We start from the raw sequence: 13,585 nt of genomic DNA, 5'->3' as shown, positions 1-13,585 counted from the left end.
TCTAAGTTCTACTTAAAAAATAGGGTTACTGCCTTTGAGCAAAGACTTAGAACGAATGTTCTGTAATTGTGCAGGACGACGAAATCCATCGGCTGGTAAAATTACGGGGTCTCTAGAGTTGAAATGACCACCGCAGGGATTATCACACGCTTCTTTGTTGTCAGAACCTTTATCAGAGGCATCTTTGCCTTTATCAGAAGCTTCCTTACCAGTACCGCCATCGTTACTAAATACGGGTGATTTATGCAAATCTAATAGAGTATCGCGCCGGAAAGTGTCTTGAATAAAAGGCTGTTTCTGACTTAAGTTGACTTTATGTGGTGCAACCTCTTGGGCTTTAACTCCAGCGACTGTAGACAGCATCACAGTAGGAACAGCTAGACTCAGCATCAATAAAAACCGAGCCGACAGCATAGTTTTGATATTCATAATTCTGAAACCCTAATTGGTTAACAACATTGTGAACCAGCTTGCATCTTGTGATTTTTCAAGCTGTTATTGTCCAATAGGTTTGACTTTTGTGCTTTATGCAGTCTTTAAGGAAAAAATAAAAAATTTGAAGAGTCATTAGTCATTAGTCATTAGTCATTGGGAATTAATCAATTATTTCTTGACAGACTACTACTTCTTCTGCTTCTTCGCTTTCCACGTTCCACCGTAAACATAGAATGGGTTATTTGCACTCACATCAGTCCAACATTGAGGACAGACGAAAACCCACTTTCCATCTGCTTCAAATTTCACCCTATACAAAATCGGTGCAGGTTGAGTATTCCTACACCGATCGCATAATTTAACTTTATTTCCAACAGACATTTCCCTCACGCCAATGCTGAAGCTTGGGGTTTGGCAAAAATCATCCGTCCGGCTGTAGTTTGCAATGCGCTGGTAACTACTACCCGCAGTTCACCACCTACATACTTTCTACCTTCCTCAACGACAACCATTGTGCCATCATCTAAATAACCAATACCCTGGCTGGGTTCTTTACCTTCTTTAAGAATTTTGAGGTCAAGGTTATCCCCAGGTAAATAGGTAGGACGGACAGCATTCACGAGGTCGTTCACATTTAACACTGGCACTTTCTGCACGCTGGCAACTTTAGATAAGTTGTAGTCATTGGTGAGGAGTGTGCCGTTGATTTCTTGGGCAAAGCGCACTAATTTAGCATCTACCGTAGGAATATCATCATAATCGGATGGGTTGATAATAATTCGATCTGGATATGATTCCTTAACACGGTTCAATATTTCTAGTCCACGCCTTCCCCGCACCCGCTTTTGGTCTTTACTCGCATCAGCGACTTGCTGCAATTCTTGTAAGACAAACTGTGGAACGATGATTTGCCCTTCTAGAAATCCGGTTTCTAGTAGTGTTTCAATTCGACCATCGATAATACAGCTTGTGTCTAAAACTTTGGTGCTGGCGGGTTTGAGTGTTCCTTCCGCTACCATTGTTTCCACAGTATTAGGATTAATAAACCGCAATAAACCCCGTCCGTGGGTGTCGGCTAAATTCATGCCAGTAACGGATAGGATAATACTACCAACCACTGCTACTAGTGGTTTAATAAAACTAAAGTCTGCTGGAATGGGCAGTAAAAATAGCGGGGCTAACATTAAGTTTGCTAATAATAACCCAATGACTAAGCCAATGGCACGGGTTAAAATTACTTCCAGAGGCATTTCTCGGACTTGGTTTTCTAAGCGGCGGTAGGTGGTTTGAAAACTCAGTCCGATCGCACCACCAATGATGGCGGCAAAAACTGCAACAGTTAGGCGTAAAGCGTCCAGATTCGTCACCCGATCTAATGACCCGTTGGGTAGCAGATCGGTGCTGTAGAACCCGATGCCTGCGGCTGCCAGGATAAATGAGAGAATGATAATGGCATCAAGCATGGTTATGATGTATTCCTGCGACTGTTTTACCTAATCGAATCCAAGATTTTAAATTTACTCCTTGAGAGAAACTAATCAATATTTACTTAGACTAGGGTTTGATGCAGGCAATGTCTGCAAATATTATAACTAAAGTGCTTTCTCTTAATATTTTTCATAGTTTTGTGAAAAACCGATAAAAAGTTGTAAAGAAACTACGCATTCTCATTATTTCTAATTTTCTGTTAATTAAGTTATTTTTTTCATTAATATGGCAAAAGTTAATAACTCTAGCATTGTCAGTTCTGCCTATGTACACATTCCGTTTTGCAGACGGCGGTGCTTTTATTGTGATTTCCCGGTGTTTGTGGTGGGCGATCGCTCGCGGGGGGAAACTTCTGGTACTATTTCTCAATACGTTGAGACGCTCTGTCAAGAAATTTCTACTTCCCCAGTCTTTGGTCAACCTTTAAAAACAATTTTCTTTGGCGGTGGGACTCCCTCACTGCTATCTACTCCTCAGTTACAACAAATTTTAGAGGTACTAGAGAAGCGGTTTGGTCTGACTGCTGGCGCGGAAATTTCTATGGAAGTAGACCCAGGAACATTCGATTTAGAGCATATTACAGGCTATCGTCGCGCGGGCGTGAATCGGGTAAGTTTGGGTGTACAAGCGTTGCAAGCTGAATTGTTAAAATTGGCAGGGCGATCGCACTCGGTAGAAGATATTGTTGCGGCGGTAGAATTAATTCACCAAGCCCAAATTTCAGAATTTAGCTTAGACCTGATTTCTGGATTGCCGCATCAGTCTTTAGATCAATGGCAAGATTCTCTCACCAAAGCAGTAGCGATTAAACCCACTCACATATCTATATATGATCTCACCATTGAGCCGGGAACTGCTTTTGGTCGTTACTACCAACCTGGAGACAAACCATTACCTACAGATGAAACCACAGTCAAAATGTACCGCATGGCGCAACAAGCCTTAACATCTGCGGGTTATGAACATTACGAAATTTCCAACTATGCCCAAATAGGACATCAATGTCAACATAATCGCGTCTATTGGGAAAATCGCCCCTATTATGGCTTTGGTATGGGTGCGGCGAGTTATCTCGAAGGTAAACGCTTCACCCGTCCCCGTAAAACTCAGGAATATTATCAATGGGTAAAAACTGGCTGTGTGATTGATTGTGAAGTTACACCTCCAGAAGAAATATTATTAGATACTTTGATGCTGGGGTTGCGTTTAGCTGAGGGTGTGAGTTTAACTGCACTTACCCACCAATTCGGTCAACAGCAGATAGAAGCAATTCACAAATGTCTACAACCTTATTTTGCCAAAGGCTGGGTAGAAGTTGTAGACGACAGGTTACGTTTACTCGACCCAGAGGGGTTTTTGTTTTCTAATGTAGTGTTAGCAGATTTATTTAATCAGTTGGGATGAACATACTTTTATTTTATGGTATCTATAGTGCTAAAAGTCCCCAATTTCCTTGGACTCGGCCTGGTATTCATGGTTGAAAAATGAGAGTCAATTCATGAAGTTTTGTTGCATAGCGTCCAGATTCTCCCCTTCAACCCCAGTCTCATAATTTTAATAAAAATTGAGTTACGTCTTGATCACAGAAAGGTAGAGAGCAGAAGTCTGAAAATAATTCTGCCCTCTCTGTAGGGTGAAAAATTAAACTTGAATGCCTGAAAATCTATATTCATATTTAATCACTTCTGTCAATGTGTAAGTCATAAAAATAAACCATATATACAAAATTCTAAATTAGCTTCTCTATTGACAGAAGAATGCTTTTCTTATCGTGCAACAAAGCCTAATTTAAATATAAGTATTTAAGTGAAAATATTTAAGTGAAAATATTTAGGTAAATAAAAACGAATTTACCATCAAATCTTCTGCGCGTACATCTATTGCATTGACATTAACCTACCAATACTTTCCTTTTTCTCCACACATATAAGTTGCATTTTGTCAAAAAAAATTAGATGCGTTTCCCTGGTTAGTAAGTTCTTTATAAAAAAGATAAATTTTATATTTTTTTGATGAAAATCCGTACTAAATAGGAAAAAATTCGTAGATTACTGAGATTATTCAGTAAGAGCTTATTTACTTATTTATGTGTTCCCTGTTATTCATTTCATATTTAACTGGCTCGACTAGGTTTACTCTACCCATAATTTACGGAGCTTTTTCATGCCCTTAATTGATGACCTGTTGCAAGCATTAAAGTCAACATTACCTGATAACGACGTAAACCTCGTAGTTGCTTTTCCCGGTGCTGGTGGTGATGCACCTAGCTACCTAGATATCACAATTACTAACGGTAATTTCCTTAATGGTCTTTACGATAGCTATTGTATTGATGCGAATAAAGGAATTCTTCCAGGACAAACCTACCAGGCTCAAGTCTATTCCAGTTACAATGACCCAATCCCCACAGGAATCATTGATAAACCTGAAAATTTAGATGAGGTTAATTGGCTAATTAACCAACAATTCGTAGGTAAACAATCTTCTGGTGGTTTCGGTAGTTATACTTCCGGCGATATACAAGTAGCTATCTGGAATCTACTTGAGAACACATTGAACACATTGCCGCAAAATATATTCAGTACAGTCGGTCCATTCGAGCAAAGTCGAGTGGATGAGATTGTTAATGCAGCTCTTACAAATGGTGCAGGCTTTGTACCTGGTATTAGCACAGATGGAACACCTCAAGACATAGGAATTATTGTTGTTCCTGTTGACGGCTCAGGGAATAACATTGCACAAAGTACGATTAATATCCTCAAAACAGCTGCTTTGGGCGATTTTGTCTTTGAAGACCTCAATGCGAATGGTATTCAGGATGCGAATGAGAAAGGTGTGGGAGGCGTTACTGTCACCCTAACTGGTGGCGGTAAGGATGGTGTAATCGGTACAGCAGATGACACCATAGTTACCACAACCACAGATGCTGATGGCTCTTATCTGTTTCCTCTTCTTGTGCCAGGTGTAGAGTACAAAGTGACCTTTGGCAAGCCAAATGGTTTTGTCTTTACCAATGCCAATCAAGGCGATGATACTCTTGATTCCGATGCCGACCCACTCACGGGCATGAGTCAGATTATCAAACTGAATCCGCGTGAGTTCAATAGCACTATTGATGCAGGTATCTATAAACCAGCAGGTTTAGGAAACTTCGTCTTTGAAGACAAAAACGGTAACGGCATCCAAGATGCAGGAGACGCAGGTGTAGGCGGAGTGTTGGTAAAACTGCAAAATGCTGATGGCACAGCAGTTGTAGATGGTAGTGGCAACCCCATCACCACCACCACTAATGCTAATGGAGGTTATTCCTTCACAGGCTTAACCCCAGGGGAATACAAAGTCATGTTTGTCGCTCCCAATGGATTTGAATTCACCACTGCTAATGTTGGCAATGACGCATTAGATAGTGATGCTAACCCCAGCAATGGCATGACTCAAACCGTCACCCTCTCCAGTGGCGAATTTAATGACACCCTCGATGCGGGTTTAATTAAACCCGCAGGCTTAGGAAACTTCGTCTTTGAAGACAAAAACGGTAACGGCATCCAAGATGCAGGAGAAGCAGGTGTAGGCGGAGTGTTGGTAAAACTGCAAAATGCTGATGGCACAGCAGTTGTAGATGGTAGTGGCAACCCCATCACCACCACCACTAATGCTAATGGAGGTTATTCCTTCACAGGCTTAACCCCAGGGGAATACAAAGTCATGTTTGTCGCTCCCAATGGGTTTAAATTCACCACTGCTAATGTTGGCAATGACGCATTAGATAGTGATGCTAACCCCAGCAATGGCATGACTCAAACCGTCACCCTCTCCAGTGGCGAATTTAATGACACCCTCGATGCGGGTTTAATTAAACCAGCAGGCTTAGGAAACTTCGTCTTTGAAGACAAAAACGGTAACGGCATCCAAGATGCAGGAGACGCAGGTGTAGGCGGAGTGTTGGTAAAACTGCAAAATGCTGATGGCACAGCAGTTGTAGATGGTAGTGGCAACCCCATCACCACCACCACTAATGCTAATGGAGGTTATTCCTTCACAGGCTTAACCCCAGGGGAATACAAAGTCATGTTTGTCGCTCCCAATGGGTTTGAATTCACCACTGCTAATGTTGGCAATGACGCATTAGATAGTGATGCTGACCCAACTAATGGCATGACTCAAACCGTCACCCTCTCCAGTGGCGAGTTTAATGACACCCTCGATGCGGGTATCAAGCTTAAAAATACTGCACCAGATGCCAAAAATGACCTATTCCACTACACAGAAAATGAAGGTGGTGGATTTTATGATGGCAACAACCTGCTCTCCAACGACTTTGATGTAGACGGCGACGGTCTGCACGTTACCCATGTCAACGGTATTGAGATTGGTGGTGGTAGATGGATTCATCTCGACAAGGGCGATGTCTTCGTCAATCAGAACGGAGCTATTGACTTTGCTGCTGGCGGTGACTTTGACTTCCTCAAAGCCGGAGAAACCCGTGATGTTGGCTTCGACTACAAAGTATCCGACGGCAAAGGGGGAACAGACACTGCCCATGTTACCTTGAGAGTCAAAGGGCTTAACGATGCACCAGATGCCAAAAATGACCTATTCCACTACACAGAAAATGAAGGTGGTGGAGTTTATGATGGTAACAACCTGCTCTCCAACGACTTTGATGTAGACGGCGACGGTCTGCACGTTACCCATGTCAACGGTATTGAGATTGGTGGTGGTAGATGGATTCATCTCGACAAGGGCGATGTCTTCGTCAATCAGAACGGAGCTATTGACTTTGCTGCTGGCGGTGACTTTGACTTCCTCAAAGCCGGAGAAACCCGTGATGTCGGTTTCGACTACAAAGTATCCGACGGCAAAGGGGGAACAGACACTGCCAATGTCACCTTGAGAGTCAAAGGGCTTAACGATGCACCAGATGCCAAAAATGACCTATTCCACTACACAGAAAATGAAGGTGGTGGAGTTTATGATGGTAACAACCTGCTCTCCAACGACTTTGATGTAGACGGCGACGGTCTGCACGTTACCCATGTCAACGGTATTGAGATTGGTGGTGGTAGATGGATTCATCTCGACAAGGGCGATGTCTTCGTCAATCAGAACGGAGCTATTGACTTTGCTGCTGGCGGTGACTTTGACTTCCTCAAAGCCGGAGAAACCCGTGATGTTGGCTTCGACTACAAAGTATCCGACGGCAAAGGGGGAACAGACACTGCCCATGTCACCTTGAGAGTCAAAGGGCTTAACGATGCACCAGATGCCAAAAATGACCTATTCCACTACACAGAAAATGAAGGTGGTGGAGTTTATGATGGTAACAACCTGCTCTCCAACGACTTTGATGTAGACGGCGACGGTCTGCACGTTACCCATGTCAACGGTATTGCGATTGGTGGTGGTAGATGGATTCATCTCGACAAGGGCGATGTCTTCGTCAATCAGAACGGAGCTATTGACTTTGCTACTGGCGGTGATTTTAATTTCCTCGGAGGTGGACAAATCTCTGATGTTGGTTTCAACTACACAGTATCTGACGGCAAAGGGGGAACAGACACTGCCCATGTCACCTTGAGAGTCAATGGGGTTAACGATTTGAGCAGTGCAATTTTGAACAGTGCAATCGCTTTGCTGAATATCAGTCCAATCGCTTTTGACCTGAATGGTGATGGCATTCAAACCGAGAGTATTGACAAAGGAATTAAGTTCGACATGCTCAATATCGGTGAGAAAGTCAACACAGGATGGCTCTCTGGAGAAGACGGGTTCCTCGCAATTGACAACAACGGTAACGGGCAAATCGATGATCGCTCCGAGCTATTTGGTGGAGTAAACGTGGGTGAAGGCTTTGCTAAACTTGCGTCTTTTGACTCCAACGGCGACGGCATTGTCAACGCCAATGATACCCTGTTCAGTGAGTTGAAGCTTTGGCAAGACGCTAACTCTAATGGTATTACTGACCAGGGTGAACTGGTTTCCCTAGGGTCTGCTGGCATCACTGACCTGAAGATATCTTACACCAATGTCTTCAGCACAGATGCTCAGGGCAATATCTTGGGTGAGTTCAGTAGCGCAGTTAAGAACGGTAGCACCATCGACATGGTTGATGTGTACTTCCGAGTTTAGTATTTAACATTCCCCCTCGGAAGTCCCTAGGTTAAAAACATACTTAGGGACTTCCAAAGATTGGCTCTCCCCTATCTCGTAATGTCTGATTAAATTCTAAGTAACAACAGCGTAGCTGATATGAAATTTTATCATTACGCTGTGTTCTCACATATATAAATTAATCAGATAAGTTTAATTATTCACCACAACTAAAGTTGATTAAATTAGAACTTACGCAACTGGCATATTTTTTATATAGGGGAGGCAAAAAGTATTGTGGATTTTTCTCCCGCTTTACTGCCGTTGTGTAACTCTACGAAAGTATTTGAACTTAGTAATAAGACTTATCTCATCACGAACAAAGCATCGATTGTGACACTTACGTAAGCCCTGTAAATAAATAAATTTTTAACTTACATGATAATAACATTCTATTTTTTAAAATCGATAAATTAACAACCATAAATTTACAAAAAAAAGAAATATTTTGTTATTTAAAAATTATCTGTGGCTGCTATAATGAGAGATTAATTGCTTTAGCTAAGAGCAGATAATACATTAAAATTTCCTTATTACGAAAAGCATGAATATTTTCTCTTCATCAATTCAATTAGAAGATTATCAATTATTAGAAGAATGGACAATAACACAAACAGATTATCCTAGTAATGCTAACATTCATGAATTATTTAAAATTCAAGCATCAAAGACTCCTAACTCTATTGCGATCGCCTATGGAAATCACACGCTAACTTATCAAGAAATTGAACATAAATCAAATCAACTTGCTCATTATTTACAACAGTTTGGGGTAAAAAAAGAAACCTTAGTTGCCTTTTTTTTAGAACGTTCTTCAGATTTAATTATTACTATCTTAGCTATTTTAAAAGCAGGTGGAGCTTATTTACCGCTAGATACTGATGCTCCCTTAGAACGCTTACAGAGCATCTTAGAAGATGCACAAGCACCTATTTTAATTACTCAGAAATCTCAGATAAAGCAACTGCCAAAAACTTCTGATAATCTGCATATTGTTTGTATTGATGAGGGACTAGATTTAACACAATTCCCCGATAATTTTGCACCCCAAAGTCAAGTTAAAGCCGATAATTTAGCTTATGTGATGTATACATCAGGCTCAACAGGTAAACCCAAGGGCGTTTGTGTCTTACATCGGGGTATTGTACGACTAGTAAAAAATACAAATTATGCTAATTTTAGTCCTAATGATGTAATTTTACAACTTGCATCTATTGCCTTTGATGCAGCAACATTTGAAATCTGGGCAGCTTTATTAAATGGCGGTAAACTGGTTTTGATGCCATTTAAAATGCCATCATTGCAAGAAATTGGGACAGTAATTAAGGAACAGAATGTTACGACCCTATGGTTAACATCTGGATTATTTAATTTAATGGTGGAGGAACAAATAGAACATCTAAAACCTTTGCGAAAACTTTTAGCGGGTGGTGATGTTTTATCGATATATCACGTTAAAAAGGCCTTAGAAGAATTACCTGATTGTCAATTAATTAATGGCTATGGACCTACAGAAAATACTACCTTTACCTGTTGCCATAAAATTACTGCTGATGACCTCAGAAAAAATTCGATTCCTATTGGTCGTCCTATTGCCAATACTCAAGTATATATACTCGATGAAGCTTTACAATTAGTTAACATTGGTATTGCAGGTGAACTTTATATTGGGGGTGATGGTTTAGCAAGAGGTTATCTAAATCGACCCGATTTAACCGCAGAAAAATTTATTAAAAATCCCTTTAGTAATGAACCTAGTTCCCGTCTTTATAAAACAGGCGATCGCGCACGTTGGCTACCTGATGGTACAATTGAATTCCTAGGACGAATTGATTTTCAAGTCAAAATCAGGGGTTTTCGGGTAGAATTGGGTGAAATTGAGGCAATTTTAGCACAACATCCATCCGTGCGATCGGCAGTCGTAGTAGTCCAGGAATATCAGCCAGGAGACAAGCGATTAGTAGCATATTTTACTGGAGAATCGGAAAATATCAGTCCAGTAACCCATAGTGAATTACATCATTTTCTCCAACAGAAACTGCCAAATTATATGATTCCATCGGCTTTTATCTGGTTGGATCAGTTACCCCTTAATGCTAATGGTAAGGTGGATCGAAAGGCTCTACCTACTCCAGATAACCTCGTTTTAGATGTCAATACCAATTTCGCTTCCCCCCGTACTCCAACCGAAGAAACACTAGCTTCCATTTGGGCAGATGTGTTAGGGGTACGAGTGGGAATTGATCAACCATTCTTAGAATTAGGTGGTCATTCTCTCCATTCCACTCAGATTGTTTCCCGTGTGCGAGACTGTTTTGGGGTAGATTTGCCTGTTTACGCAGTCCTACGAGCATCTACAATTGTCGAGTTGAGTCGGTGGATAGAGTCAGCACTTCAGCAACAAAAGACTCAACAGAGTATTCCACCACTGCAACCAATTCCCCACGATCATGATTTACCCTTATCGTTATATCAAGAACGATTGTGGCTATTAGAACAAAAATCCGGTCTTAAACCGATTTACAACCTACCAATGGCCTTTCGACTGAAAGGAACTTTGCAAGTTTCCAGATTGGAACAGGCGATTAACAAAATTATACAACGCCATGAATCTCTGCGAACTACGTTCCCAATAGTGGAAGGACTACCTGTTCAACATATTGCTTCAGAATTAATTATCTCCATTCCCATTCAACAGATTGAAAGGGATGAGAAAGCGGATATACAAAAGTTAGTAGATGCAGAAGCCCAACAACCATTTAACGTTACACAAGAGCCACCAATCCGTGTTAGATTACTGCGGTTGGCACAAAACGATCACGTCCTGATCATCACGATACATCACATTGTTGCCGATGGCTGGTCATTAGGAATCTTTATCCAGGAGCTATCAGTTCTTTACGCAGATTATACTCAAAAATGTCCTTCTGCCTTAGATTCACCATTACTTCAGTACAGTGATTTCAGCCTTTGGCATCGGCAATGGTTTCAGCAGCCAGAGACATATACCCCGTTAGTAGACTACTGGAGTCAAAAACTAGCTGATGCTCCTCCCTTACTGGAATTACCAAACATTAACCCCCGTCCTGAATTACAATCCTTTCAAGGACGTATCCAATCATTTCAAATTAATTTAGAACTAACGCAGCAACTGAAAAGCCTCAGTCAACAATCAGGCTCTACACTGTTTATGACGTTGTTAGCAGGTTTTATCATTCTGCTGCATCGCTATAGTAGTCAACAAGAGATAGTAGTAGGTTCTCCAGTAGCCAACCGCAACCGCACCGAAATTGAATCTGTCATCGGTTGCTTCTCTAATATTGTGCCACTTCGCACCAGTTTAGCTGGGAATCCCTCTGTTCTCAATTTGATTGAGCAGATACGACAAACAACTTTAGAAGCCTATACCTATCAAGATTTTCCAGTTGAACAGTTGCTACCGACTTTAAAATCAACTAGGGATTTGAGCTACTCTCCCTGGTATCAGGTGGTATTTAATCTGCTGAATGTGCCTATGAGCAATTTAGAGCTAACTGGACTGAATATAGAACAACTACCAATTGAAAAAGGTATTTCCCTATTTGATTTGTCAATTTTGATGTGGGAAACAACGACAGGATTAGCAGGAATATTAGAATACAACACCGATCTTTTTGATCAACGCACAATTGAGCAGTTCATCTACAACTTTCAAACTTTGTTGCAGGAACTTGTAACCAATCCAAATCAGAGTATTTTGTCAATACCAATGTTGACGAAGGATCAACAATATTGGTCACAATATAGGAATAAATTCAAGAACTCACCGAGAATCAACCCGCGCAGACAAGTTTCCCAGGTTATTAAATCTGATCCTCAAGACGAACTAGAACGGCAATTGATCCAAATTTGGCAAAAAGTTTTGGGTATTTCATCTGTATGTGTTGAGGATAATTTCTTTAACTTGGGAGGACATTCTTTGTTAGCATTGCGCCTATTTGCAGAAATTGAGAAGACTTTAGGAAAAAGGCTACCCCTAGCAACTCTGTTTCAAGTCCCAACCATTAAAGAACTTGCTCAGGTGATTCGTCAAACAGGAACTCCAGAATCTTCTTTTTCTCTCAATTACCCAAAGTTTAATCCAGAAGACTATCGAAAACTTCTAGCTACTACTGCTGGTCGTCAGGGGAAAAAACCTAGACCGGAATCTTTAATTGTAAGTCTCAATCATCAAGGAAATAAACAGCCATTTTTCTTCTGTGGTAGCAGTTTAGATGAGGTCTTACCACTCATGAAATACCTAGGAGATGAACAACCAATTCATTTTATGGAATCAGGTTTTTCTGTATTTCTGCCTAAAGTTAAAGAAGAAAACATCCAAGCACTAGCGGCTTATCATGTTCAGGATATTCTCACCTTGCAACCAGAGGGAGATTATATGTTGGCTGGTTATTCTTTGGGTTGTTTAGTAACTTATGAAATTGTCAAACAACTTGAGCGTCAGGGCAAAAAAGTTTCTCTTTTAGTGATGTTGGATTTTACCGGGTATAATCCAATTCTGCATCAATATTTTGCTAAAGTTTATCCTGTTTTCTACCAGATAGGAGCTTTTGTAAATCAGTGCTACAAACATCTCATTCAAAGGCATAAAAACCAGTCATCTTTACCAATGAATGAGTTCCTGCCGCTTTACCTCATGCAAGGCTATTCTGGGAAAGTTCACCTGTTTTTAGTTAGTGAATTATCTTTACATCACAAGTTATTACGCTTGTTTTTTCCCCGTTTTGGTTGGAAAAAGGAAACAGTAGAACAAGTTTATAAACTGCCAGGTAATCACTTAACTTTTCTAGCAGAACCTCATGTACAGGTATTAGCAGATAGATTAACTGTTTTGTTGAGGACAATCACCGTGCCAAAAAAGAAAGATTTTACAGTTTCGGCACGGTGATGCCAAATTTAACTATTCTTAATATTAGGACTGGCAGTTGAAACTTGACATTTTTTGGGGGAAGGTTCAAGCCCCACCCCTTGTGGGTGGCTATCTTTAATTTTGAATTTTGTTAGCGCAGCGTAAAGCCTTCTCTACGAGAGGCTTCGCCAACAGCATAGCTTCTCCTGTCGGAGAGGCTGCGCCAACGCTTAGAGCGAGTCCGCGTATCGCTAAAGCGAAAGCTCCGCTAACGCGCAGCGTCTGTCTACGACACGCTCCGCTAACGTAGAGAGCGTCATTTTGAATTTTGAATTGGAGCGTTCGCGTAGCGTCTCGTAGAGAAGCGATTTGACTTCCCCATTGTGGGTCTGCTATTAAGGCACAATCAACACTGGACAAGGTGACAAACTGCGCCTGACTCCCGTTGCAAAGCGTTTATCTGAGTTGTTGGGTCAAGAAGTCGTTAAAACCGATGACTGTATTGGCGATGAAACAGCCGCCAAAGTAGCAGCTTTACAAAATGGCCAAGTGCGTCCCTAAAAAATCACCAAATATCTCAGATGCAGGTGTGGAATATATACCTTTGGTCTAGGTGCATTGTTT

Annotated in this window: 6 protein-coding genes and 1 pseudogene; 4 read left to right on the top strand and 3 right to left on the bottom strand. The window is 41.1% G+C overall.

Translation table 11 applies throughout. From position 1 onward, the window contains the following. Window positions 1–12: 12 nt before the first annotated feature. The 3 genes from L6494_RS04410 to L6494_RS04400 form a co-directional block, all read right to left on the bottom strand. Window positions 13–429 carry a hypothetical protein gene (locus tag L6494_RS04410; RefSeq protein ID WP_237991625.1) on the bottom strand — a complete coding sequence of 139 codons (417 nt, stop codon included), beginning with the start codon at window positions 427–429 and terminating at the stop codon, window positions 13–15. A gap of 192 nt (window positions 430–621) precedes the next feature. Further along, complete coding sequence (locus L6494_RS04405) at window positions 622–816, bottom strand: hypothetical protein (RefSeq protein WP_237991624.1); 195 nt, start codon at window positions 814–816, stop codon at window positions 622–624. Window positions 817–821: 5 nt separating this feature from the next. After that, window positions 822–1,898 carry a PIN/TRAM domain-containing protein gene (locus L6494_RS04400; RefSeq protein ID WP_237991623.1) on the bottom strand — a complete coding sequence of 359 codons (1,077 nt, stop codon included), beginning with the start codon at window positions 1,896–1,898 and terminating at the stop codon, window positions 822–824. 250 nt (window positions 1,899–2,148) lie between these two features. Here L6494_RS04400 and hemW point away from each other — a divergent pair, with 250 nt between their 5' ends. The 4 genes and pseudogenes from hemW to pgk form a co-directional block, all read left to right on the top strand. Continuing rightward, window positions 2,149–3,327, top strand: coding sequence for a radical SAM family heme chaperone HemW (gene hemW / locus L6494_RS04395; protein ID WP_237991622.1), 1,179 nt, complete (start codon window positions 2,149–2,151; stop codon window positions 3,325–3,327). Window positions 3,328–4,086: 759 nt separating this feature from the next. After that, window positions 4,087–8,052 (top strand): SdrD B-like domain-containing protein, encoded by a 3,966-nt coding sequence (locus L6494_RS04390; protein ID WP_237991621.1) that lies wholly within the window; start codon window positions 4,087–4,089, stop codon window positions 8,050–8,052. A 565-nt stretch (window positions 8,053–8,617) separates the two neighbouring features. Further along, a complete protein-coding gene (locus tag L6494_RS04385; RefSeq protein ID WP_237991620.1) occupies window positions 8,618–13,000 on the top strand; it encodes a non-ribosomal peptide synthetase in 4,383 nt (1,460 codons plus the stop codon). 375 nt (window positions 13,001–13,375) lie between these two features. Then, window positions 13,376–13,513: pseudogene (gene pgk / locus L6494_RS04380) on the top strand (phosphoglycerate kinase); the annotation flags it as partial. Window positions 13,514–13,585 lie beyond the last annotated feature (72 nt).

Origin of the sequence: Nostoc sp. UHCC 0870 (assembly GCF_022063185.1) — a bacterium.
Lineage (GTDB): Bacteria > Cyanobacteriota > Cyanobacteriia > Cyanobacteriales > Nostocaceae > Trichormus.
The sequence above is the reverse complement of the archived record's forward strand: the minus strand, read 5'-3'. Positions and strand labels throughout refer to the sequence as shown.